General features: G+C 73.3%; 21 protein-coding genes and 1 tRNA gene. 10 read left to right on the forward strand and 12 right to left on the reverse strand.

Annotated features, from left to right (window positions below; genetic code table 11):
- Window positions 1-159 precede the first annotated feature (159 nt).
- The gene (locus tag PLJ28_RS07955) at window positions 160-672 is read left to right on the forward strand and encodes an SRPBCC family protein (RefSeq protein WP_183523349.1); all 513 of its coding nucleotides are present in this window, start codon (window positions 160-162) and stop codon (window positions 670-672) included.
- Window positions 669-1,496 (forward strand): DUF429 domain-containing protein, encoded by an 828-nt coding sequence (locus PLJ28_RS07960; protein ID WP_183523351.1) that lies wholly within the window; start codon window positions 669-671, stop codon window positions 1,494-1,496. Before PLJ28_RS07955 ends, PLJ28_RS07960 begins: the two co-directional genes overlap by 4 nt.
- Here the strand turns inward: PLJ28_RS07960 and PLJ28_RS07965 are convergent.
- On the reverse strand, window positions 1,477-2,118 hold the full coding sequence (locus PLJ28_RS07965) for a hypothetical protein (protein ID WP_183523354.1): 642 nt from the start codon (window positions 2,116-2,118) through the stop codon (window positions 1,477-1,479). The genes PLJ28_RS07960 and PLJ28_RS07965 overlap by 20 nt on opposite strands.
- 148 nt (window positions 2,119-2,266) lie before the next feature.
- On the opposite strand from PLJ28_RS07965, the gene PLJ28_RS07970 reads away from it, so the two are divergent.
- Both PLJ28_RS07970 and PLJ28_RS07975 read left to right on the forward strand, forming a co-directional pair.
- Entirely contained in the window at window positions 2,267-3,688 is a 1,422-nt protein-coding gene (locus PLJ28_RS07970) for an FAD-binding oxidoreductase (protein ID WP_183523355.1), read from the forward strand.
- Between the two features lie 129 nt (window positions 3,689-3,817).
- Window positions 3,818-3,894, forward strand: a tRNA-Pro gene (locus PLJ28_RS07975).
- A 64-nt stretch (window positions 3,895-3,958) separates the two neighbouring features.
- Here PLJ28_RS07975 and PLJ28_RS07980 read toward each other — a convergent pair.
- The 7 genes from PLJ28_RS07980 to PLJ28_RS08010 form a co-directional block, all read right to left on the reverse strand.
- Window positions 3,959-4,330: a GNAT family N-acetyltransferase gene (locus PLJ28_RS07980; RefSeq protein WP_183523357.1), complete on the reverse strand. Its 372-nt coding sequence runs from the start codon at window positions 4,328-4,330 to the stop codon at window positions 3,959-3,961.
- 41 nt (window positions 4,331-4,371) lie between these two features.
- Complete coding sequence (locus tag PLJ28_RS07985) at window positions 4,372-5,568, reverse strand: pirin family protein (RefSeq protein WP_183523359.1); 1,197 nt, start codon at window positions 5,566-5,568, stop codon at window positions 4,372-4,374.
- A gap of 61 nt (window positions 5,569-5,629) precedes the next feature.
- On the reverse strand, window positions 5,630-6,133 hold the full coding sequence (locus PLJ28_RS07990) for a carboxymuconolactone decarboxylase family protein (RefSeq protein WP_183523361.1): 504 nt from the start codon (window positions 6,131-6,133) through the stop codon (window positions 5,630-5,632).
- Between the two features lie 38 nt (window positions 6,134-6,171).
- Window positions 6,172-7,683 carry a DUF5129 domain-containing protein gene (locus PLJ28_RS07995; RefSeq protein WP_183523363.1) on the reverse strand — a complete coding sequence of 504 codons (1,512 nt, stop codon included), beginning with the start codon at window positions 7,681-7,683 and terminating at the stop codon, window positions 6,172-6,174.
- A 56-nt stretch (window positions 7,684-7,739) separates the two neighbouring features.
- Window positions 7,740-8,414 carry an NADPH-dependent F420 reductase gene (locus PLJ28_RS08000; protein ID WP_183523365.1) on the reverse strand — a complete coding sequence of 225 codons (675 nt, stop codon included), beginning with the start codon at window positions 8,412-8,414 and terminating at the stop codon, window positions 7,740-7,742.
- Between the two features lie 75 nt (window positions 8,415-8,489).
- Window positions 8,490-8,975, reverse strand: a complete 486-nt coding sequence (rraA, locus tag PLJ28_RS08005; RefSeq protein WP_298045029.1) for a ribonuclease E activity regulator RraA — start codon at window positions 8,973-8,975, stop codon at window positions 8,490-8,492.
- Window positions 8,975-9,868, reverse strand: coding sequence for a fumarylacetoacetate hydrolase family protein (locus PLJ28_RS08010; RefSeq protein ID WP_183523369.1), 894 nt, complete (start codon window positions 9,866-9,868; stop codon window positions 8,975-8,977). Before PLJ28_RS08010 ends, rraA begins: the two co-directional genes overlap by 1 nt.
- A gap of 152 nt (window positions 9,869-10,020) precedes the next feature.
- Here PLJ28_RS08010 and PLJ28_RS08015 point away from each other — a divergent pair, with 152 nt between their 5' ends.
- The 6 genes from PLJ28_RS08015 to treZ are packed head-to-tail and all read left to right on the forward strand — an operon-like array spanning window position 10,021 to window position 18,326.
- Window positions 10,021-11,733, forward strand: a complete 1,713-nt coding sequence (locus tag PLJ28_RS08015) for an S-layer homology domain-containing protein (RefSeq protein WP_183523371.1) — start codon at window positions 10,021-10,023, stop codon at window positions 11,731-11,733.
- Window positions 11,734-11,743: 10 nt separating this feature from the next.
- Window positions 11,744-12,730 carry an aldo/keto reductase gene (locus PLJ28_RS08020; RefSeq protein ID WP_298045025.1) on the forward strand — a complete coding sequence of 329 codons (987 nt, stop codon included), beginning with the start codon at window positions 11,744-11,746 and terminating at the stop codon, window positions 12,728-12,730.
- Complete coding sequence (locus PLJ28_RS08025; RefSeq protein WP_298045023.1) at window positions 12,727-13,302, forward strand: hypothetical protein; 576 nt, start codon at window positions 12,727-12,729, stop codon at window positions 13,300-13,302. The genes PLJ28_RS08020 and PLJ28_RS08025 overlap by 4 nt, the downstream gene beginning before the upstream one ends.
- A 46-nt stretch (window positions 13,303-13,348) precedes the next feature.
- Entirely contained in the window at window positions 13,349-13,801 is a 453-nt protein-coding gene (locus PLJ28_RS08030; protein WP_183523377.1) for a hypothetical protein, read from the forward strand.
- A 38-nt stretch (window positions 13,802-13,839) separates the two neighbouring features.
- On the forward strand, window positions 13,840-16,371 hold the full coding sequence (gene treY / locus PLJ28_RS08035) for a malto-oligosyltrehalose synthase (RefSeq protein WP_298045020.1): 2,532 nt from the start codon (window positions 13,840-13,842) through the stop codon (window positions 16,369-16,371).
- The gene (gene treZ, locus PLJ28_RS08040; RefSeq protein WP_183523381.1) at window positions 16,368-18,326 is read left to right on the forward strand and encodes a malto-oligosyltrehalose trehalohydrolase; all 1,959 of its coding nucleotides are present in this window, start codon (window positions 16,368-16,370) and stop codon (window positions 18,324-18,326) included. Before treY ends, treZ begins: the two co-directional genes overlap by 4 nt.
- Before the next feature lie 64 nt (window positions 18,327-18,390).
- Here treZ and PLJ28_RS08045 read toward each other — a convergent pair whose 3' ends face one another.
- The 4 genes from PLJ28_RS08045 to PLJ28_RS08060 all read right to left on the reverse strand — a co-directional run bounded on the left by PLJ28_RS08045 (window position 18,391) and on the right by PLJ28_RS08060 (window position 22,832).
- Entirely contained in the window at window positions 18,391-19,710 is a 1,320-nt protein-coding gene (locus PLJ28_RS08045; protein ID WP_183523383.1) for a DUF4032 domain-containing protein, read from the reverse strand.
- A 74-nt stretch (window positions 19,711-19,784) separates the two neighbouring features.
- The gene (locus tag PLJ28_RS08050) at window positions 19,785-20,465 is read right to left on the reverse strand and encodes an ABC transporter ATP-binding protein (protein ID WP_183523385.1); all 681 of its coding nucleotides are present in this window, start codon (window positions 20,463-20,465) and stop codon (window positions 19,785-19,787) included.
- Window positions 20,453-21,229: a trehalose-phosphatase gene (otsB, locus tag PLJ28_RS08055; RefSeq protein ID WP_298045018.1), complete on the reverse strand. Its 777-nt coding sequence runs from the start codon at window positions 21,227-21,229 to the stop codon at window positions 20,453-20,455. Before otsB ends, PLJ28_RS08050 begins: the two co-directional genes overlap by 13 nt.
- A complete protein-coding gene (locus PLJ28_RS08060; RefSeq protein ID WP_183528102.1) occupies window positions 21,222-22,832 on the reverse strand; it encodes an alpha,alpha-trehalose-phosphate synthase (UDP-forming) in 1,611 nt (536 codons plus the stop codon). Before PLJ28_RS08060 ends, otsB begins: the two co-directional genes overlap by 8 nt.
- Window positions 22,833-22,946 lie beyond the last annotated feature (114 nt).

The raw sequence follows: 22,946 nt of genomic DNA on the forward strand, positions 1-22,946 counted from the left end.
GATGGTACTGCATCCGGGAGGATGTGGGAGAGTAGGACGCCGCCGGACAACCATTAACCAGGAGCCCTGGACCACACGGTCCAGGGCTCCTGCGTTTAACCACCCCACCCCCACCAGGGGGGAGGACCGGGCCCGCGGAACGATGGGAGGATGGAGGTCATGTCCGACAGCCTCTTCCTGGATCCGTTCGCCCAGCCCCCGTCGGACGGCACCGCCCGTGCCGCGGCCCCTGACGCGAAGCAGGTGCCGGACGAGGCGCCCGCCTCCCTCGCGGCGGAGGTCCCCCTGGCGGCGGACCGGGCCGTCGAGGCGTTCCTGGAGTACGTCCACCTCTGGTGGCCGGTTGCACTGCGCGCGTGCGGTGAGGACGGCCACCTGGGCTTTGAGGAGGGAACACTCCTCGAGGAGGGACTGGACGGGTCCCGACACCGGTGGGCGGACGTCGTCGGGACCGAGGGCGCCTCGCTGTCCCTGCGCTGGTTCGGCGCCCCCGGAGGCCAGGCCGCCAGCACGGGCCTGGACGTCACCCTCGAGTTCACCATCGCGTCCGCGACGCAGACGCTCGTGACCGTCCGGGGGAGCGGGGTGCCCTCGTTCCGGCGGGACTGGCATCCGGTGCTGGACGGCTACGCGCGCTTCGCCGGCGGCACGGTCCGCCCCGTCACGGCGTGAGGCCGGCAGGCGCCGCAGTCCGGCGCTTCGTCGGGGTGGACCTGGCCGCGGCCCCGGAGCGCACCGGGCTGGCCGTCCTGGTCCAGGACGAGGGGCGGGGAACCCTGACGGTGGAACGTGCCGCGCTCGGTGCTGACGACGACGAGGTGCTCGAGGCCATCGGTGCCGGTGACCGGTCCGGCGTGGACGTCCCCTTCGGCTGGCCCGAGTCATTCGTCCGGCTCATCACCGACCACAGCGGGGGCCGGTTGCACCCCGTGGCGGACACCGGCCCGGACTGGCGGCGGGGACTGGCCCTGCGCGCCACGGACGCCGCGGTGCGGGAACTGACCGGGCTGACCCCGCTCAGCGTCTCGACGGACCGCATCGCCTATCCCGCGCTGCGGTGGGCCAACCTGGCGGCCCGCCTGCGGGCCGCGGGGCACGCCGTGGGGCCCGACGGCGACGGGCTGGCCTGCGAGGTCTACCCCGCGGCCGCGCTGCGCACCTGGGGGCTGCCGTACCGGGCCTACAAGAAGGACGACCACCGCCCGGCGCGGGCGGCCCTGATCGGTGCGCTGGAGCAGCTCGTCCCGTGGCTCGACCTCACCGGTTACCGCGAGGCCTGCCTGGCGCACGACGACGTCCTGGACGCCGTGCTGGCCGCCCTGGTGGCCCGCGAGGTGCACCTGGGCAGGACCCACGGGCCGCCGGCGGCACTGCGCGCTCGGGCCCGGCGCGAGGGGTGGATTCACGTGCCCCTCGGACCGCCCACTCCGCTCCCGCGTCCGGGCGCGGCGTCGCGGCCCGGGAACACGGTGCCGTCTACAGGCCGTGTTCCCTGAACATCCTCAGGTCGCCGTCCTCGAACTTCTGCTCCAGGACCCGGCCGTTGGCGCGCATGGCCTCCAGGTCGTGCTGCAGGACGGAGGTGCGACTGCCGGCCACCTCGGTCCCCAGCAGCTTCAGCTGGGCGATCCACTCGGGAGCGGCCTGCGGCTTGGCGGAGTCGGGCAGGCGCAGGAACACCTCGAGGGTGTTCGGCAGGTACTGGTAGACGATCGACTCCAGGGCCATCCGCTGTTCCGGGGCCCGCCGGACGTCCTGCCAGCGGTCGATCATCTCCCGCAGCGACAGCACGATCACGCCCAGTTCCCGGTCGGCCTCCGGGGGGATCCGCCCCCGGTTGGCGCGCACGGACTGCTGGAACTCGGCCAGCCGCTCGGCCATCTCGGCACCGGTGGCGCCGTGCACGGGAATGCCGGAGGCGTAGGTCCTGCGCGTCGACGGGGTCAGGAGGTACCCCGCTCCGTACCCGAGGAGTCCCGCGATGACGGCGGCCAGCGGCGACGGGGAGAGGAGCATGACGACGATGAACACGGCCAGGAACGCGGCCAGGCCGACCAGGTTCGGCCGGGACACCAGGAACGCGCCGAGCCCACCGGTCGTGTCGTCACTGGTGGCCACGGCTCTCCTCGAGGTCTCGCGCGGTGCACGTCGGGGCCGGTTCCCGTGCCGCCGAGGGCGCTGCGGTCGCCGGAGCTGACCCCCAGTCTATGACCCGGGTCCCGGGCCGCGGTGAAGCGTCCCGGATCACTCCGCCTACCATGGGTCCATGCCACAGACGGATCCCCGCACCCCCGTTCGCACCGCCCACGGCCCGGGGGGAGAGGACCTGCGCCGCCTGCTGGCCGAGGCCTTCGCCCCGGAGCTGCTCGACCTCAGCGAGGAGGGCCGGCAGGCCTGCGCCACCGACCGTGGACCCCGCACGGACTGGACGCCGGCCGTGCCGGAGGCGGTGGTCTACGCCGAGTCCACCGACCACGTGCAGCGGCTGATGCGGCTGGCCTCCGGACACGGATTCCCCGTCATCCCCCGCGGGGCGGGCACCGCACTGTCCGGTGGCGGGCACGCCCTGCCCGGTTGCGTGGTGCTGTCCCTGGAGCGCATGGACCGCATCCTGTCGATCGATCCGGAGGACTGCTCGGCCACCGTGGAACCGGGCGTCATCAACTCCCGCCTGGGGGACGCCGTCGCGCCCCACGGGCTGATGTACGCCCCCGACCCGGCGAGCTACCGGATCTCGACGATCGGCGGCAACGTGGCCACCAACGCCGGCGGGTTGCGCTGCGCGAAGTACGGGGTGACCCGGGACTCGGTGCTGGCGCTCGACGTCGTGCTCGCGGACGGCACGCTCATCCGGACCGGTACCGCGACGCTCAAGGGCGTGGCCGGTTACGACCTCACCGCGCTGTTCACCGGATCCGAGGGCACGCTGGGCGTCATCACCGGGATCACGGTACGGCTGCGCCCGTCCCCGGCGCGCGTGGAGACCGCCGCGGCCTGGTTCCCGGACTTCCCGACGGCGGCCGCGGGCGTCCTGGCGATCGGCGCGGCCCGTGTGCAGCCGGCGATCCTGGAGATCATGGACCGCGGGACCATGGAGGCCCTCGACGGGGCCCACGGCTCGACCCTGTGCGCGCGGGGGTCGGCCATGCTGCTGGTGCAGACCGACGGGTACGGGGCGCTCGAGGAGATGTCCGTCATCCGGGCCGAGCTCGAGGCCCTGGGCGGGACCATGACCCCGGTGGGTGACGCCGAGGCGACCGGCCTGGTGGACCTGCGCCGGCACGCCCGCGGGGACGACGTGCCCACCCTGATCGCCGTCGGGGAGGACGTGGCGGTGCCGCGTTCGCGCCTGGTGGACTACGTGCACGGGCTGGAACGGATGGCCGTGGACCACGCGGTGAGCCTGAAGGTCGTGGCGCACGCGGGGGACGGCAACCTGCACCCCTCGTTCTGGATCGCCGCGGACGATGAGGGGACCGCCCAGGCCCGGCTGGACGCCGCCCTGGACGAGTCCGTGCGGCTGGCCCTGGACATGGGCGGGACCATCACCGGCGAGCACGGGATCGGTTCCTACAAGCTGCGCTGGCTCCAGTGGGAACAGTCCGGCGCCGTCGTGGAGATCCAGCGGGGCATCAAGGACCTCCTGGACCCGCACGGGGTCCTGAACCCGGGGCGCGCGATCCTCTGACGACCCCGAATGACCCCGGGAACCACCGGCGCGGGGGTCTCCCACGGCACGTTTTGGCGTTTCGGGGTCACGAGGTCTAGGATGGACCACTGTGGTTCCCCGCCGGTCACGGTGCGGAACCACTCTCCACGGGGTGTGGCGCAGCTTGGTAGCGCGCGTCGTTCGGGACGACGAGGCCGCAGGTTCAAATCCTGTCACCCCGACCACTGAAGGGCCCGATCCATCCGGATCGGGCCCTTCGTCGTCCCCGGCGCGTCGCGGCCGGGCGGATCAGCGGTGGTCCAGCGCCTGCAGGTGCTCCGGGGTCGTGGGCACCACGTGCTCCTGGTACTCCGGGTGCTTCGCCACCCAGCCCTTCACGTAGGGGCAGACCGCCACGATCTCAAAGCCCTCGGCGATGGATGCGTCCAGCGCCCGGCGGACCAGTGTCGAGGCCAGGCCGTGACCGCCGAACTCCTCCTTGACCTCGGTGTGCGGGAAGATCCGCTGCCTGACGCCGGCGGCGGTCTCGAGGTCCTTGATGTAGGTCGTGCCGGCCGGCTCGCCGGAGTCGTCGACGTGGATCTCGAAGCGCGGCGTGCGGCCCAGCACGACGCGGGGATCCTCCAGGGTGGGGGACCGGTGGGTGTCCTGCTCGGTCATGGTCGTTCCTCTCGGTTCACGGGGTCTGGTCGCGGCGGTCGTCACCGGGACGGTGGGTTGGCGCGCGGCTTCATCCGGCTGGTCGGCAGCGGTGGAGCCGGGATGGGCGCGGGCTGCCCGGGCGGGAAGTCGCCGAACTGCGGGAAGGGCCGGCCGTCGTCGTAGGCGTCGTCGAGCAGCCGGGCCAGGCGTTCACCGGACACCGGGGCGCCCAGGGCCGCGCCGCCGTCGGGCTGGGCGGCCCGGGTACCGGAGCCCGCCAGCGGTGAACCGGGCGCGGGGGCCTCGAAGCCCATCTCGGACTGGTAGGCCGCGCGCCAGGCGACGATCTCCTCGTGGGAACGCCCCACGAAGTTCCACCACATGACGATCTGCTCGTTCAGCGGTTCCCCGCCGATCAGCAGGGCGGTGACCGGCTGCGCGCCGGCGGTGATGGTGATCCGGTCCCGGCCGGTGCCCACGTAGCCGAGGTGGTCCTCGGGGATCGGCACCCCGTCCAGGGACACGTCCCCGGTGACCCGCAGCAGTCCGTGCTCGTGCCCGGCCGGCACGGTCACCTGCAGCACCGCACCCGGCTGGAGCCGCAGTTCGACCCCCGTCAGGGGGATGTGGGTCCGCACCGGCGAGGTGTGGCCGAGCAGGGAGCCGAGGAACACCCGGGCCGTGTATCCGTCCCCGGTGACGGGCTCGGGCCGGTGGGACTCCAGCGAGGGCGGGGTGAACCGGGCGTGGTCCGGGAAGGCGTACCAGAGCTGGGCGCCGTGCAGCACGGCGGTGTCCGCGCTGGAGAACTCCGAGTGGGTGATGCCGGTCCCGGCGTTCATCAGGTTCACCTCGCCGGGACGCACCGTGGCCCAGTTGCCGGCCGAGTCGATGTGGTCCACCTGGCCGGTGAACAGCCAGGACACGGTGGCCAGCCCGGTGTGCGGGTGCCGGGGCACCGCCATGCCCCCGGTGGCGGAGACGTCGTCCGGACCGTAGAAGTCCAGGAAGCACCAGGCGCCGATCAGCGAGCGGGCCCGCTGGGGCAGGGTGCGCTTGACCGTCATGGCCCGCGGTCCGCCCAGCGGCACCCTGCGGGGCTCCAGCAGCTCGACCGGTCCCGACCGGCCCTCCAGGGCGCTGACGCCGTCGGACAGACCCTCGGTGAACCGGGGGCGGGCACCGTCCCGGGCCGGGGCGGTCGGCGGACCGCTCTCGCAGATCCGTTCCTCGGGGTGGGTCTCGGTGTTGCTCACGGGATTCCTCCGTGGTCTCGGTGGGGGATGGGCGGGACGGCGGTGCACACGGTCGGACGGTTCACAGCCCGGGTGCCTCCGCGGTGCGCCGCACGGGGTGGTGGGACAGGATGGAGATGCGGTTGGTGACGTTCATGGTGATCGCCAGCCACTGCACCGCGGAGTACTGCTCATCCGTCAGGTAGGAGTGGGAGAGCAGCTGGGTGGCGTCCCGGTCCTCCATGCCCGGCAGCGTGGTGACCATCTCGGCCAGGTCCAGGGCGGCCTTCTCCTGGTCGGTGTAGATGTCGGCGTCGCGCCAGGCGGCCACCAGCCCGCGGCGCTGGTCGTCCAGTCCGGCCTCGATCGCCTTGCGCGTGTGCACGTGCAGGCAGTAGGCGCAGCCGTTGATCTGGGACACCCGCAGGCTCACCAGTTCCACGAGCTGGTCGTTCAGTCCGGCGGCGTGCGCGGCGTTCTTGGCCGCCAGGGACAGGGCGCCCACGGCCTTCCAGGAGGCCTTGTCGGACTTGTCGAGGTAGAAGGCCAGCGGATCCTGGCGGCCGGCGCGTTCTGCAGAGGTCATATAAATTTGAACCAATCTGTGCTCGTGGACATTCCCGGTCAGAACCGCGACGACGACCCGGCCCCGGAGAAGCTCCCGCCGGAGGCCCCGTACCCCGTGCTCGCGGAGGACTGCGCGGCCTGCTCCCGGGCGTGGGTGACCTGGTCCACCCCCGTGCGGTAGCCGTGGTGGAAGGCGGCCGCCGTCCAGAACCAGCCCGGCTGGTGCACGGTGTCCAGGATGGACCCCGGGCGTTTGGAGGAGCGCTCGCGTTCGGCCTCCAGGGCCTGCGCCATCAGCGTCCGCTCGGCGTCCGAGGCCGCCGCGGCATCGATGCCGGACGTCGCCGCGTCCTGGAGCAGGTCCGTGAGCCGGGACCGCAGGGCGGCCAGCGCGTCCAGGGCGTCGTCGGGGGCGACGGTGCCCTCGGCCAGGGACGCACCGAGTCGCTGGAGCTCCTGCTCCGCCTCCACGCGGAAGGACCGCAGCGGCGCCGTGGCGGCCGGGGTCAGCCCATCGCGGTTATCGGGGCCGTCGGTACCGTCGAGCCGGTCGATCTCGGCCAGGTCCTCGCGCAGTGGCGCGGTCTGCCGGTCCCACGCGCCCGGCCAGCCGTGCTGCAGGTTCAGGAACGTGTTGGAGTCCACCACGGTGTCGTCCAGGGCGTCGAGCGCCTCCGCGGTCCGGGTGAACTCCTCGACCGCATCGCGGTGCTCCCGGCGGTGCAGGCGCCGGTCCTCGATCCCGGCCAGCCGGTCGTTCTCGGCGGCGGCGCGGACGTAGCGATCGTGGAAGGTGCGGTACCGCTCCAGCACCATGGCGCCGTAACGGGAACCGGTGGGCACGGTCCGGGCGTTGAGCTCGGTGGCCTGCAGGTCCATGCTCACCGAGGCGAACGCCTCCCGGCCGCGGCCGAGCAGCTCGCGGGTCGTCCTCCGCCGGGACCGGCGCACGGCCGCGGCGGTGATCGCGGCGCCCCCGCCGGCGGCCACGGCCGCCGCGCCGGAGATCCACAGGGCCGGTGACCGGTACCAGGGCCGGTTCATCACCGCCGCCGCGGAGCGTACCCCCTGCACGGCCGCGTCCGTCCACTGCGCGTCCGCGAGCAGGTCCTTGGTATCCTCCTGGATGTCCTCCTGGACGCTCGTGCTGACCTTCCGGTCCTCGCCGAAGTAGGTCCCGACGTGCCGTCCGTCCGGGTCGACGGCGAACAGGAACAGCCCGTCCGCCCACTTCTGCCCGTCCGGGGAGATCCACTCCGGATGGTTCTGGCGGGCGTAGGCGAGGACCCGCTCGTTGAAGTCCGAGTCCGCCGTGCCGCGTTCGGTGAGGACCACCACGGTGGTCGGCTCGTGGAAGGAGACCCCCTCGACCCCGGCCCGCAGGGTGGGCTCGTGGATGACACCGGCCTCGTCGGCCAGGATCAGTTCCTGCACCGGGACGGCGTGCACCGGTGCGGCCGTGACGAGAAGCGCTGCCGGGGCCGCGGCGACCAGCCCGAGGGCCAGGAGGAGGGGGCCGAGGAAGGGGACGACGGCGATCGGCCGCCGTGCGGCACGCGGGTTCGTCATGGCCTCACGGTACCGCGCCTCCCGGGGGCGCCGGCAGGGGCCCGACGGGGCTGCGCTCAGGCGTCAGCCACGCCCAGCGCCCGCCGGAGCCCGTCCGCGGACAACGGCTGGTTGAAGACCCGGCCGTCCGGCTCCAGGAGCCTGCCGGCCGCCAGGCGGGGCAGTTCCACGGGATCGAAGCCCAGCCGCCGGGTGAGGTCGGCGACCTGCCGGACGGCGCCGGCGTCGTCCCCGGCGACCCCCAGGCCGCGCCGTTCCGTGGCGGCGCCCCGGCCCGCGGTGTCCAGGTCCCAGTGGCTGATGTGGTTCAGGGCCTTGACCACGGCCGCACCCGGGAACCGGCGGGCCACCGCCTCCGAACTGGACAGGCCCCGGCCCAGGGCGTCCTCGAACCACTCGGGAAGCGGCTCGTCCGCCCAGCGGTTCGTGGCGTCCACCAGGACGGTGCCGCGCACCCAGTCCGGGTCCACGGCGTCCAGGTCCTCCTGCGGGACCATGAGCACCACGAGCGGCCGGGCCCCGGGATCCCCGGAGTCCCGGGAGGTGCCGGCGGGGTCACCGGCGATCTCCGCCGCCGGGACGGCCGTGGCGTGCGGGGCGTACTGCGCCAGGTGTAACCGCAGGGCCCGCGGCGGCCTGCTCGCGGCGATCCGCACCGGGATGCCGGCCGAGTGGGCGCCCCGGGCCAGCGCGGTGCCGGCCCGTCCGGCACCGAGGACACCCAGGCTCACCGGCCGGGCAGGAGGGCCCGGCGGCGGGGTCTCAGGGGGCGTCAGGGGGATCACGGCGTGGGTCCCGGCCGGTGCTCAGGCCGCCGGGGTGACGAGGATGCCGTCCTCGTCCGCCCACAGCCGCGCCCCGGGGGTGAAGGCCGCCCCGCCGAACTCCACGGTCACGTCCACCTCGCCGGCACCGTCCTTGGCGGACGTGCGCGGGTTCGTCCCCAGGGCCTTGACCCCCAGCTCCAGGGTGCGCACCACGGCCCGGTCGCGGATGGCGCCGTTGATGACGACGCCGGCCCAGCCGTTGCGCACGGCGGCGCCGGCGATCAGGTCACCCATCAGGGCGGACTCCAGGGAGCCGGCCCCGTCCACCACCAGCACGGCGCCGTTCCCCGGGGAGTTCAGCAGCTGCTTGACCAGCCCGTTGTCCCGGTGGCACCGGATGGTGCGCACGGTCCCGGAGAACCGGGCCCGCCCGCCCAGGTCGCGGAACTGCAGGGAGCACGACTGCAGGGTCCTGTCCGCGTCGAACAGGTCGCACGTGGTGAAGGCGGTGCCGTCGGCCTGCATCAGCGGATCTCGTTCCGCTGGAGGCCCAGGCCCTCGATCTCGGTCTCCAGCACGTCACCGGCCTTCAGCCACGGCCGCCGGCCCTCGGCGTCCTTGCGGGCCAGGGCCACGCCGGCCGGGGTGCCGGTGAGGATGAGGTCCCCGGGCAGCAGGGTGACGATGTCCGAGAGGTAGGACACGAGCTTGCGGGCGTCGAAGACCAGGTCCCCGGTGGAGTCGTCCTGCATGACCTCCCCGTTGACCCGGGTGGTGATCCGCGCTCCCTCGGTGAACTCCTCCGGGGTCACGAGCCAGGGCCCGACCGGGCTCATCTCCTCCCAGGCCTTGCCCTGGGTCCACTCGGTGGTCCGTCCCTGGTAACCGCGCAGGGAGACGTCGTTGGCCACGGCGTATCCGGCGATGTGCTGCTCGGCCTCCGCCTCCGGGATCCGCCGGCCGGGCTCGCCGATGACGACGCACAGCTCACCCTCCCAGTCGAGGCGGTGGTCCTCCGCCGGGACCTCGATCGGATCGGAGGCGCCGGTCAGGGACTGGGCGAACTTCGTGAAGATCGCGGGGTACTCGGGGAGCTCCTGGCCGGTCTCCAGGATGTGGTTGCGGTAGTTCAGCCCGATGCAGAACACCTTCGTGGGGAACGGGATGAGCGTGGCCGGCTCCAGCTGGGTGGCGTCCAGGACCCGGGTGGGATCCTCCTCGGCCGCCGCCAGGGCGGCCTCCACGAGCTCGGTGCGGGTCGGCTCCGGCTGGTACAGGAAGTCCCCGACGTCGATGATGCCCTCCAGCTCGACGGCCGCGGTGGCGCGGGAACCGTCGGTCCGGGTGATGATGGCGGCGAAGGTGGCTCCGGGGGTGTCCGGTTCGGATCCGGGCAGTCGGTACGTGGCGAGCTTCATGGGGGATATCCCATCACACCACCGGCCCGGACGGGACCCGCGGTAGGTTACTGTGGTCCATGTCACCCGCCGGTAACCTGCGTGGGTTACCCTCCTCGCGGCGGAGAAGGGGAAGATCTCCGCCCATCACTCCACCGACGAAGGGCGGCCCCGTGTCCCGTCATGCCCCTGCCCGCGGCAAGAACCGCCGGCGCATCCTCGCGACAGCCCTCAGCCTGGGACTGCTGCTTCCGGGAGTGGCCCTGGCCGCCCCGGCGGCGGCCGACTCCGAGATCCTCAACCCCCTGGACCAGGCGGACCAGTTCGACGAGACCCTGCCGGTGCTCGACGAGTCCGTCCTGCAGTCCCTCCAGGGCCTGGACCCGGTGGACCCGTCCGCCGGGCGCACCGGGCACTCCGCCAGGAACGCGGCGCCGGCCGCCACCACCCACCTCGGGCCCTGCGCGCAGGACTTCACCGACGCGCCGCCGTCGGGCTCGTTCTACCGGGCGATCACGTGGATGGCCTGCGGCGGGCTCACCGCCGGTTATCAGGACGGTTCCTTCGGCAAGGCACGGGAGATCACCCGCGGTGAGACCGCCATGTTCCTCTACCGGATGTCCGGTGAGGCCCACTCGGCCGGGACGGCCCGCGACTTCTCGGACGTGAACCCGGGCGGCACCGGCTTCACCGCCATCTCCTGGATGAAGGAGAAGGGCTACTCGGCCGGGCGGGCGGACGGATCGTTCGGCATCACGGCTCCCATCACCCGCGGGGAACTGGCCCAGTTCATGGTCAACTTCGCCGAGGACACCGGCTACCGGGCGCCGGGGTCGTCCCCGTACGCGGACATGAAGCCCGCGTCGTCGTTCTACCGGGCCGCCAGCTGGCTGGCGTCCACTCGGGTGGTCGCCGGTTACGGCGACGGGACCTTCCAGCCCCGCCGGGACATCAGCCGCGGCGAGACCGCCCAGTTCCTCTACGCCCTCGAGAGCCACCTGAACGGCACCCCCGCGCCGCCGGCCACCGCCCCGAAACCGGCCCCGAAGCCGGCGCCGAAGCCGCAGCCCGCCCCCGCGCCGGAGATCCCGCTGGCCTACCGCTACGTGGTCATCGCCGACGACGGGCTCAACGTGCGCAAGGGCCCGGGGACCCAGCACGCGAAGGTCACCTCGCTGCTGCGCAACGCCAAGGTCGTCATCACCGGTCGCAGCCAGGCGGCCGGCGGGGCCACCTGGCGGGAGATCACCGTCGGCACGCACCGCGGCTGGGTGCACGGCGGGTACATCATCAAGGACTTCGAGATGGGCAACGCCAAGTCCGCACTGGCCCGGACCGGTGCACTGCGCAAGCCCACCACCCGGAACGGCGTCACCGTGCTGAACACGACGTGGGAGGCCCAGCCCAACGGGTACTGGTGCGGGCCGGCGTCGATCAAGATCGCCCTGGAGGCCTTCGGCATCAAGACCACCCAGGCCGCCATGGCCACGCAGGCCCAGACCGACCGCGAGGGCACCTGGCTGCACCAGGTCGCCCGCGTGATGGACTACAACGCCCCGACCGGCGTGCGCTACTCCGTGACCACCATCCGTGGCCAGGACTCGACCCGGGAGGACCGGATCCGGATCCGCGAGGACCTCAAGCGCTCCATCAAGGCCGGCGTCCCGGCGGCGGTCAACATCGCGGCCACCCCGGACGAGCAGCCGCCGTTGCAGCTGCAGAAGACCGGCGGGAAGTTCACGCTGCGGCACCACATGCCCGTGGTGGGCTACAACGAGAACAACGACACCGTGCTGGTGCAGGACCCCTGGACCAAGCCCTTCTGGATCAGCGTGTACCGGCTGGCCGACATGGCCGGCACGCGCGGCTACGTCTCGCTGAAGTAGGCGGGCGCACATGACCAGGACGATTCTCGGCTGCATGGGCTGGGGCGGTGGCTGGGCCCCCGAGCCACCGGCCCCCCAGGCGTGGCGCGACGCGCAGGACGCGGCCCGCCGCGCGCTCCGTGCCGCCCTCGACGCCGGCCTCTCCACCCTGGACACCGCGGACATCTACGCCCATGGCAGGTCCGAGGAGACGCTCGGCCGGGTGCTGGCCGCCGATCCGGGACTCCGGCGGGGGCTGCGCATCCAGACCAAGTGCGGGATCCGGCTCGGCGGTTCGCCGCTGTACGGCCAGGCCCGCGGTGCGGGGACCACCCGCTACGACTCCTCGGCCGCCCACCTGCGCACGGCGGTGGCCGGCTCCCTGGAGCGGCTCCGGACGGACCACGTCGAGACCCTGATCATCCACCGCCCCGACGTGCTGACCGACCCGGCCGAGACCGTCGGTGCGTTCCTGGAGCTGAAGGCCGCCGGCTCCGTGGGCCGCCTGGGCGTCTCCAACATGGGCCTGGCCTGGGTCCGGCGTTTCGACGACGCCCTGCGCGAGGCCAGCGGCGGCACCGAGACCCTGGCCTGCGTCCAGCTCGAACTGGGCCTGCACGCCCGCACGCTGATCGAGACCGTGGTGCTGGCCAACCACCAGGACGCCCATGCCTCCGGGGACATGGAGGGCATCGTCGGGTTCTGCACCGCGCGCGGCATCGACCTGCAGGCCTGGGGGCCCCTCGGCCGGGGCCGGTACACCCGGCCCGACCCCGAACCGGCCGACGCCCCGGCCGCCGCGGAGGTCACCCGGGTGGCCGGGGAACTCGGCGTCCCGGCCGACGTCGTGGTCCTGGCCTGGCTGCTGCGCCTGCCGTGGGGCATCCGCCCGGTCGTGGGCACCACCCGGCCCGAGCGCATCGCCGCCAGCGCCACCGCCGAGGAGGCCGCCGCCCGCATGGACGCCGACCAGTGGTACCGGATCTGGACCGCCGCCCGGGGAGAACCCCTGCCATGACGCCCGGACCGCCCGTCCTGTCCCCACTGACTGCCCTGTCCACACTGACTGCCCTGTCCGCCCTGGCGTCCCTGTCCGTCCCGGCGCTGCCGCTGACCGCATCGGCGTCCGCTGCCGTCGACTACCGGGCCGTCGACTTCCAGTCCCCGGTCGCCACCCTGTGGGTGGCGGGCGTGCTCGTGCTGGTCGGACTCGCGGTGCTCGGCCACGCGGTGTGGCGGCGGCGCCGGCACGTCGCGTACGCGCGGCGCACCGGCCGCAACACGGATCCGGCACACCTTCGCGACACCCGGGTGGAGCAGGTGGTCTCCTACCTCTGCCTGGCGGTGGCCGGGGTGCTGGCCGGCCTCGCCGCGCTGGGTGCCTGGCAGACGCACCAGAACGTGCGCGGCAACCTCGCGGCGAAGTACGGGGTGACGGCCGTGGACAACGCGCGCTGGAGCGGTGCCTTCCTGGTGGCGGACCTGACCCTGGCCGACGGCACCGTGCGCCGGGCCGCGACGGTCTACTTCGAGGCCGACGGGGAACCGCTCACCGGTGAGGACGTCTTCTCGCAGACCCCCGGGGCCTGAGCGACCCGCGCAGCACGAGCACTCCGGGCGGGGGACAATGGAAGGCATGTACGCACCGATCGACCTGCAGACCCCCCTCGTCGCCCAGTGGATCGGCATCCTCATGGCGGTGGCCGGCGCGGCGGTCATGGCCCACGGCCTGTGGCGGCGCAAGCGCTACCGCCTTCACCTGGACGACCAGGACGCGCGGTACGCCGGCCCCGACCGGATGCGTGACTCGATGCGGGAGATCCTGGCGGGCGCGGGCGTGCTGGTGATCGGGCTCGTGGGCATCAGCTATGCGGTGTTCGGCTCATCCCAGGCCAACGTGCGCATCGCCGACAACCTGCGCCAGAAGTACGGGGTCGAGTCCGTCCACCAGGAGAACTGGCAGGGCAACGCCCTGATCGCCGACCTCACCATGCCCGACGGCACCGTCCACCAGGACGTCGTGATCATCTTCGAGGACTCCGGTGAACCGCGCATCAGCCGGGACCTCACCGCGCCGCCGGCCAACTAGCGGGGCCGCAGCGCCCGTCACCCTGCTAGCGTGCAGACGTGACCAGTCCGCAGAGAGTCCCCGCGTCCACCTACCGCCTGCAACTGACCGGTGACTTCACCCTGGACGATGCGCGTACGGTGCTGCCGTACCTGCGGGACCTCGGCGTGGACTGGGTGTACCTGTCCCCGATGCTCGGCGCCGAGGAGGGCTCGACCCACGGCTACGACGTGGTGGACCCCACCCACGTGGATGATGCCCGCGGGGGAGAGGCCGGGCTGCGCGAGCTCGCCGAGGCGGTCCACGAGGCGGGCGGCGGGATCCTGGCGGACATCGTCCCCAACCACGTGGGCGTGGCCACCCCGAAGGACAACGCCTGGTGGTGGGACGTGCTCAAGCACGGCCGGGCCTCGAAGTACGCGATGGCCTTCGACATCGACTGGGCCGCCGGCGACAGCCGGATCTGGCTGCCCGTGCTGGGTGACGGCACGGAGGAGGACCCGGAGGCCGAGCTGTCGAGGTTGCGGATCGTGGACGGGGAACTGCACTACTACGACAACGTCTATCCGCTGGCCCCGGGCACCGAGGAGGCGGCGCGCGCCGCCGTCGCGGCCGGCACGGACGGTCCCGACGGCGGCGGCGCTCCCGCGGACCGTCCCGAGGAGGAGCGCGTGGCCCGGGCGGCCCACGCGCTGCAGAACTACCGCCTGATGCCCTGGCGGGAGGCCGACGAGCGGCTGAACTACCGCCGCTTCTTCGCGGTCAACTCGCTGGCAGGGGTCCGGGTCGAGATCCCGCGCGTGTTCTCCGAGACGCACCGGGAGATCCTGTCCTGGGTCCGGGACGGGCTCGTGGACGGGCTGCGCGTGGACCACCCGGACGGACTGGCCGACCCGGGCGGTTACTTCGAGAACCTGCGCCAGGCCACGGGTGGGATCTACCTGCTGGGGGAGAAGATCCTCGAGCCCGGCGAGCGGATGCCCGCGGCGTGGGCCGTGGACGGCACCACCGGTTACGACGCCCTCGGCGAGGTGGACCGCGTCCTCGTCGACCCGGCCGGGGCCCCCGAGCTGGACGCGGTGGCCGCCCGGCTCGGGGACTGGGCGGACCCGGACGCGGAGGTGGTGTGGGCGGAGATGATCCACGGCACCAAGAGGGCGGTGGCGGATGGCATGCTGCGCTCCGAGGTGGAGCGGCTGGCCCGGCTGGTGCCCGGCGTCATCCCCGGGGAGCAGGCCGACGGCGAGGAGCACGGTGAGCACCGGGTCCAGGACGCCCTGGCCGAGCTGCTGGCCTGCTTCCCCGTCTACCGCTCCTACCTGCCCACCGGCCGCGAGCACCTGGACGACGCCGCGGCCGAGGCCCGGCGCCGCCGTCCCGAGCTCGCCGACGTGCTCGAGGCCCTCATGCCGTTGCTGGCGGATCCCGACCACCCGGTGGCCGAGCGCTTCCAGCAGACCTCCGGCATGGTCATGGCCAAGGGCGTGGAGGACACGGCGTTCTACCGGTACACCCGGCTGGCCTCGCTCAACGAGGTCGGCGGGGACCCGTCGGCGTTCGCCCTGGACCTGGACGCCTTCCACGCCGCCCAGGCCGACCGGCAGGCCCGGATGCCCCGCACCATGACCACCCTGTCCACGCACGACACCAAGCGCAGCGAGGACGTGCGCGCCCGGATCGACGTGCTCTCCGAGATCCCCCGGGAGTGGACGGCCGCCCTGGAACGGTTCCGGCAGATGGCCCCGCTCGGGGACGGCCCGTTCGAGAAGCTGCTGTGGGAGACGGTCGTGGGCGCCTGGCCGGTGGACGGCACGGCCCTGGAGACCCAGCGGCTGGCCGACTACGCGCTCAAGGCGGCGCGCGAGGCGGCCACGCGCACCACCTGGACCGAGCCGGACGAGCGGTTCGAGGCCCTCCTGGCAGACCTCGCCGAACGGGCCACGGGCACCGGGGAACTGCGCGAGGCCGTCCAGGCGGTCGCCGACCGGATCACCGTGGCCGGAGTCTCGAACCAGCTGGCCATGAAGCTCATCCAGCTGACCATGCCCGGGATCCCGGACGTCTACCAGGGCACCGAGGTCCCGTTCCCCACGCTCGTGGACCCGGACAACCGCCGGCCCGTGGACTTCCGCGAGCGGGCGGCGCTGCTGGCCCGGCTCGACGGCGGCTGGACCCCCGAGTTCCCCCGGCCCGCCGAGGACACCGGCCAGATCGACGGCGAGGCACTCGCCGAGTACGCCGCCGGGCTGAAGCTGCTGGTCACCTCACGGGCGCTGCGGGCCCGCCGGGAACACCCCGAGTGGTTCAACCGCTACCAGGACCTGGACGTCCTCGGCGAGGCCGCCGATCACGTGGTCGCGTTCTCCCGCGGGGGCTGCATCACCCTGGCCACCCGCTGGCCGCTGGGACTGGCCGACGAGGGCGGCTGGGGTGACACCGCCGTGGTGCTGCCCCGCCAGGCCGTGGTGGACCTGGTCACCGGACGCCGTTTCGGCGGGGCCTTCACGGACGGGACCACCCGACTGGCCGAGATCTTCGAACACCACCCGGTCGCCCTGCTGGTGCCGGAGGAGGGGAACACGCTGCGATGACGGAGACGAGGGACCGGGGAACGTCCCGGGAGCAGGGGCACTCAGCGCACCCACGGGACACCCGGTGGTCGGTCTGGGCACCGGAGGCCGGGACCGTCGAGCTGATGGTCACCGACCGCGAGCCGGGGGCCGTCCACGACAGCGCCGACCGGTGGGCCGGCGCCCAGGCGTTCCCGATGGAACCGGCCGGGGACGGGTGGTGGGTGCCCGGGGCCACCGCTCCCGGAGGCACCGACGTGGGCTACGGATACCGCGTGGACGGCGAGGGACCGTTCCCGGACCCGCGCTCGCGGTGCCAGCCGGACACCGTCCACGGCCCCTCCCGGCTGGTGGACGCCGAGGCCTACGACTGGCACGACGGCGACTGGACCGGACGGCCCCTGCGCGGCGCGGTCATCTACGAGCTCCACGTGGGCACCTTCACCCCCGAGGGCACCCTCGCCGCGGCCGTCGACCGGCTCGGCCACCTCGTCTCGCTCGGGGTGACGCACGTGGAACTGCTGCCCGTGAACTCCTTCGGCGGCCGGCACAACTGGGGCTACGACGGTGTCGGCTGGTACGCCGTGGACGCCTCCTACGGCGGGCCCGAGGCCTACCGGCGCTTCGTGGACGCGTGCCACGCAGCCGGTCTGGCGGTCCTGCAGGACGTCGTCTACAACCACCTGGGTCCCTCCGGGAACTACCTGCCGAAGTTCGGTCCCTACCTGACCGAGCAGTCCACCGGCTGGGGCAGCGGCCTGAACCTGGACGGCCCGGACTCGGACGAGGTCCGCCGGTACATCCTCGACAACGTGCGGATGTGGGCCGAGGAGTACCACGTGGACGGCTTCCGGCTGGACGCCGTCCACGCACTGCACGACACCCGCGCGGTCCACGTGCTCGAGGAGATGGCCGCCGAGGTCGACGCCCTGTCCGCGCGGCTGGGCCGGCCCCTGGTGCTGGTGGCCGAATCGGACCTGAACGATCCGCGGATGATCAGCCCCCGCGCACCCGGCGGCGCCGGTGGTCACGGGCTCACCGGCCAGTGGTCGGACGACTTCCACCACGCCGTGCACGTGGCGCTGACCGGGGAGACCGAGGGCTACTACGCCGACTTCGCCTCCCTGGACGCACTGGGCAAGGTCCTCAACGAGGGCTTCTTCCACGACGGCACCTACTCGTCCTTCCGCCGCCGCCACCACGGCCGCCCGCTGGGCGAGCACACCCCGGCGGAGGCCCTCGTGGTGTGCACCCAGAACCACGACCAGGTCGGCAACCGGGCCACGGGGGACCGGTTGACCGCGTCCCTGGACGAGGGGCGACTGGCCATCGGGGCGGCGCTGCTGATGGCCGGGCCCTTCACCCCCATGCTGTTCATGGGGGAGGAGTGGGCGGCGTCCACGCCCTGGCAGTTCTTCACGGCCCACCGCGAGCCGGAACTGGCCGAGGCGGTGACCCAGGGCCGGCGCAGGGAGTTCGAGCGCATGGCCTGGGACCACGACGCCGTCCCGGACCCGCAGGCGGAGCAGACCTTCCGGGACTCCACGCTGCGCTGGGAGGAGGCCGGCACCGGCCGGCACGCCCGGCTGCTGGAGCTGTACCGCCGGCTGGCCGCCCTGCGCGCCGAACTGCCCGAACTGACCGACCCCGACCGCGCCACCACGCACGCCACCGTCGACGCCGGCCGGCGCCACCTGCGGCTGGACCGTGGCCTGCGGAAGGGGGCGGCCGACGTCGGGACCGGGGTGGGTGTCTCCCTCCAGGCCGGCGGGCACGGCGCGGGATCCGTGGTGCTCCTGGCCGCCTTCGGTGAGGACCCCCTGCCGGTCCCGCCCGAACTGGCCGGCCACCGGCTGCTGGCCGGGCACGGCGTCGACGGGCCGGTGCCGGCCGGCGACCAGGGTGGTCCCGCCGGCGAGGACGCACTGCCGGCGTCCGTCCCCGCACCCGGTTTCCTGCTCCTCGGGCGTCGCTGACCGGCCCTGCGGCCCGGCCGGTCCCCGGGACGGGGACGCCCGGGCCCGGGGTCACAGTCCGGGGTCACAGTCCGGGGGTCTGCGCGGACTGCGGGCTCCAGGGGCCGTCCGGACCGGCGGCCCGCGGCGGTACGGCCCGCAGCATGGTGGTGGTGGGGTGCAGGGCCACCGCGTCCTCGTCCCGCCGCGCGGGCAGCACGGTGCTGATGTAGGACTGCAGGGCCTCGGTCAGCGGCACGGACCGGTTCTGGTTCTCGGACAGGTACCACCGGTGCTCCAGCAACTGGTGCATCACCTCGGCCGGTTCGAGCTTGCCGGAGAGCTCGGGGGGGATGGACCGGGTCACGAGGTCGAACACCTCCTCGACCCAGAGGTGGGCGGCCTCCTGCTCGTCGAGCTCGGGGTGCCGGTCGGCACGGAAGTGGTCGATGTCCCGCAGCAGCCGGCGGGCCTGGTTCTCCTGCACGTCCAGCCCGGTCAGGCCCAGCAACCGCCGCTGGTGGTGGCCCGGGTCCACCACCTTGGGCTGCAGCACCAGCTCGGAACCGTCGGGGGTGGTGCGGATCGCGTACTCCTCCACGTCGAAGCCCAGGGCGTTGAGCCGGCGGATCCGGTCCTCCACCCGCCAGCGCTCCTCGGTGCGGAAGGACATGTCCCCGGTGAGCTCGTCCCAGAGTCGGCGGTAGGCGTTGATGATCAGCTCGGAGGTCGTCACCGGATCCACGTCCGGGTCCAGCATGCCCCCGCTCGCCAGGTCCATCAGCTCCCCGGCGATGTTGACGCGGGCGATCTCCAGGTCGTGCTCGCGCTGCCCGCGGGACAGGGAGGGGTGCAGTTCCCCCGTCTCGGCGTCCACCAGGTAGGCGGCGAACGCACCGGCGTCGCGGCGGAACAACGTGTTGGACAGGGACACGTCCCCCCAGTAGAAGCCCACCAGGTGCAGTTCCACCAGCAACAGGGCCATCGCGTCGATCAGCCGCGTGACGGTGTCCTGGTGGAGGCTGCGGGAGAACACCGCGCGGTAGGGCAGGGAGAAGCGCAGGTGGCGGGTGACCAGCGCCGTCAGCAACGGTTCCCCGTCCGCCGTGGTGCGGCCGCTGACCACGGCCACCGGTTCCACGCACGGCAGGTTCAGCCGTTCCAGGCGCCGCAGCAACTGGTACTCCCGCCGCGCGGACTCCTCCGTGGTCTCCTTCACCGCCACCACGGCCCCGGCCAGGTGCGCGAACCGCACCACGTGCCGGGAGATGCCGCGGGGCAGGGCGGCGAGGGTCCGCACCGGCCAGTCCTCCAGGGAGACGTCCCAGGGCAGGGCCAGCAGCTCCGTGGCGCCCAACTGCGAGGACACCGAGGTCGTGATGTCCAGTCCGGTGCGTGAGGCCAAGGGACAGCTCCTTCCGTCGCGATGGTCGCGGGCGACCGGGGACCCGTGCGCAGTGGGGGACTGCCCCCGGCCCCTCAGGCGGGCACGACGCCCGTGTCCGCAGTGTCCTCCATGAGCCGACCCCCGTCCAGCCGCAGCACCCGGTCCGCCGCGGAGGCCAGGGGTCCGGGATCGGCCGTGGCCTGCAGGGTGGTGACCCGCAGGTTCCGGACCAGCGAGCGGATCAGGTCCGCGGTGTGGTCCCTCAGCTCCGGGGACACCATGGCCAGCGGGTCGTCCATGAGCAGCACCGCCGGCCGCCGGACCACGGCCCGGGCCAGCGCCACCTGCTGGCGCTGGGGCCCGGTGAGCCGGTCCGGGCCGAGGTCCAGCCGGTCCGTCAGGTCCAGCAGCCGGGCGGCCTCGGACACCCGCTCCTCGCGTTCGGCCTCGGGGACGCCGGCCACGCGCAGGGCGAAGCTCATGTTGTCCCGCACGCTCATGTGCGGGTAGAGGGCGTAGTTCTGGAACACCAGCACGGCGTCACGGCCCTGGGCCGGGACGGCGGTGACATCCACCCCGCCGATCAGCACCCGCCCGCTCGTGGGGTCCTCCTGCCCGGCCAGCACGCGCAGCAGGGTGGACTTGCCGGCGCGCGGCGGGCCCGTGATCACCACGAACTGCCCGTCCGCGGCGTGCAGGTCCAGCCCGTCCAGGGCGGGCCCCGGGGCGTCCGGGTAACGCACGGTGACGTTCTCCAGGGTCACCGACGCCATCGGGCCACCGCCTGGAGCACCGGGGCCAGCGCGGCCGGCCCGTCGATCCGGAACCGGGCCGCCGTCGGGCCGTCGCCGACCTTGATGCCGACGTCCGTGGTGGGGTCGAGGCGGGCGAAGCCGTGCTCGTCGGTGACGTCGTCCCCCGCGAACAGGACCGCCTCGGCACCGCTGGTCCGGCGCAGCAGGTCCAGGCCCTGGCCCTTGTCCGCACGCACCACGGAGACCTCGTACACGTCCTTGCCGTGGCCGGGGTAGATCCCGTCCCGGCCCGCCAGCGCCGCCTCGGCCTCCGCCACGGCCTGGCGCCTGGCCTGCTCCGTCGCGGCCAGCCGCACCTGCAGCACCCGGCCGGCCGGCTTGTGCTCCACCCAGGAGTCCGGGTAGCGCGCCGCGATCCGCTCCAGCACGGCCCCGACGTCGGCCAGCGTCCTGCGCTGCGTATCGTCCAGTTCCAGCGGGGGCGCGTCCGGTCCCAGGCGCCGCTCGGCCCCGTGGGAGCCGATCAGCAGGGTCCGGTCCGGGGGCGTGGCAACGGTGATGAGGGACTCCAGGGCGCGGCCGGAGACCAGGGCGGTGTGGACCCCGGGCAGCCCCGTCAGCGCGTCCAGGGCCGCGGCGTTCTCCGGGACCGGCCGGGCGTCCTCGGCGCGGTCCACGAGCTCGGAGACGACGCCGTCGAAGTCCAGGGCCACCAGCACGGTGTCCCGGGCGGAGAACTCACGCAGGGCGCGCTCCAGGTCAGGGTCCAGGCCGTCAGTCATCGGCCAGCCGCAACTGCTCGGCCCGTCGCGCCTGTTCGGCCTGTTCAGCGTGTTCGGCGTGCTCGTCCTCGCGGCGCTCGCGGTCGTCGTCGGTGTCCATGAAGGCGCTCTGGACGGCGTCCTCCGGCCGGGGCCGGCGCCGCTTGGTCCGTCCGCCCAGGCGGTCGAGGAAGTCCCGGGACCACTTGGCGACGTCGTTCGTGAGGACCTGCCGGTGCATGGCCCCCATCCGCCGGCGGGCGTCCTGGGGGTCCATCTGGATGGCCTCCATGATGGCGTCCTTGAGGCCGTCGATGTCGTGCGGATTGACCAGCAGGGCGTCACGGAGCTGGTCGGCGGCGCCGGCGAACTCGGACAGGACGAGGACGCCGCCCCAGTCGCCGCGCACGGCCGCGTACTCCTTGGCCACGAGGTTCATGCCGTCCCGCAGCGCGGTGACCAGCATGACGTCGGCGGCCAGGTAGAGGGCCACCATCTCCTCCACGGGGTAGGAGTGGTGCAGGTAGCGGATCGCGGTGTGGCCCATGGTGTCGAAGGTGCCGTTGACCCGGCCCACGGACAGCTCGATCTCGTCCCGCAGCTCCCGGTAGGTCTCCACGTTCTCCCGCGAGGGACTGGCGACCTGGACCAGGCACGCCTGTTCCACGGTGACCTGCGCGTCCTCCAGCAGCTCGGCGAAGGCCTTGATCCGGTGGCGGATCCCCTTCGTGTAGTCCAGCCGGTCCACGCCGAGCAGGATGGTCTGCGGATTGCCCAGTTCCTCCCGGATCTGGCGGGACCGGGCCTGGATCTCGGGATCCGCCGCCAGGGCGGTGACCGTCTGCGCGTCGATCGAGATGGGGAACGCCTCGGCAGCCACGGTGCGCGAACCGCCGTCGAGGTCCGCCACCTCGAGGGAGCCCGAGGTGAACGTCTCACCCAGGATGCGCTCCACGGAGCGCTGGAAGTTCTCCACGTCCGAGGTGCGCTGGAAGCCGATGAGGTCCGCCCCGAGCAGTCCCTCCAGCACCGGGCGACGCCAGGGCAGCTGGGCGAAGATCTCCACCGGTGCGAACGGGATGTGGTGGAAGTAGCCGATGCGCAGGTCCGGGCGCAGCCGTCGCAGCATCCGGGGGACCAACTGCAGCTGGTAGTCCTGCACCCAGACGGTCGCCCCCTCCGATGCCGTCTGCGCGGCGGCCCGCGCGAACCGGGCGTTGACCTGCTGGTAGGTGTCCCACCACTGGCGGTGGAACTCGGGGCGGGCGATCACGTCGTGGTAGATCGGCCACAGGGTGGCGTTGGAGAAGCCCGCGTAGTACTCCTCGATGTCCTGCTCCGACAGCGGCACGGGCACCAGGTGCATGCCGTCATGGTCGAAGGGGTCGGTGGCCTGGTCCGCGTCCCCGGAGTCCTGGGGGGCGCCGTTCCAGCCGACCCACGCGCCCTCCTCGCTGGCCATGATGGGAGCCAGCGCGGTCACCAGGCCGCCGGGGGACCGCTGCCAGCTGGCGTTGCCCTGCTCGTCCACCACCCGGTCGACCGCCAGCCGGTTCGAGACCACGACGAGGTCGTACTGTCCGGGGGCGGGCGGCTCCCCCTCGGTCCGGTCCACGAACGGCACGGTGCCAGTGGGTAATCCGGTGTGCTGGGTGTCGCTCACGACGGGCCTCCTCGTCCTCAACTGCGCCGCCCGCGCGGCACAGGCGACCGGGGCGCCGGACGGACCGACGGCCCT

The organism is Citricoccus sp. (assembly GCF_035445025.1).
Taxonomy (GTDB): domain Bacteria; phylum Actinomycetota; class Actinomycetes; order Actinomycetales; family Micrococcaceae; genus Citricoccus.

Excerpts from the sequence above, each read along its gene's own strand:
- PLJ28_RS07980 (WP_183523357.1), bottom strand. The coding sequence starts at position 4,330 with ATGACCGAGCAGGACACCCACCGGTCCCCCACCCTGGAGGATCCCCGC.
- rraA (WP_298045029.1), bottom strand. The coding sequence starts at position 8,975 with ATGCAGGCCGACGGCACCGCCTTCACCACGTGCGACCTGTTCGACGCG.
- PLJ28_RS07995 (WP_183523363.1), bottom strand. The coding sequence starts at position 7,683 with ATGACGAACCCGCGTGCCGCACGGCGGCCGATCGCCGTCGTCCCCTTC.
- PLJ28_RS08050 (WP_183523385.1), bottom strand. The coding sequence starts at position 20,465 with ATGGCGTCGGTGACCCTGGAGAACGTCACCGTGCGTTACCCGGACGCC.
- PLJ28_RS08025 (WP_298045023.1), top strand. The coding sequence starts at position 12,727 with ATGACGCCCGGACCGCCCGTCCTGTCCCCACTGACTGCCCTGTCCACA.
- PLJ28_RS08020 (WP_298045025.1), top strand. The coding sequence starts at position 11,744 with ATGACCAGGACGATTCTCGGCTGCATGGGCTGGGGCGGTGGCTGGGCC.
- PLJ28_RS08010 (WP_183523369.1), bottom strand. The coding sequence starts at position 9,868 with ATGAAGCTCGCCACGTACCGACTGCCCGGATCCGAACCGGACACCCCC.
- otsB (WP_298045018.1), bottom strand. The coding sequence starts at position 21,229 with ATGACTGACGGCCTGGACCCTGACCTGGAGCGCGCCCTGCGTGAGTTC.
- PLJ28_RS07970 (WP_183523355.1), top strand. The coding sequence starts at position 2,267 with ATGCCACAGACGGATCCCCGCACCCCCGTTCGCACCGCCCACGGCCCG.
- PLJ28_RS07955 (WP_183523349.1), top strand. The coding sequence starts at position 160 with ATGTCCGACAGCCTCTTCCTGGATCCGTTCGCCCAGCCCCCGTCGGAC.
- PLJ28_RS07990 (WP_183523361.1), bottom strand. The coding sequence starts at position 6,133 with ATGACCTCTGCAGAACGCGCCGGCCGCCAGGATCCGCTGGCCTTCTAC.
- treZ (WP_183523381.1), top strand. The coding sequence starts at position 16,368 with ATGACGGAGACGAGGGACCGGGGAACGTCCCGGGAGCAGGGGCACTCA.
- PLJ28_RS08030 (WP_183523377.1), top strand. The coding sequence starts at position 13,349 with ATGTACGCACCGATCGACCTGCAGACCCCCCTCGTCGCCCAGTGGATC.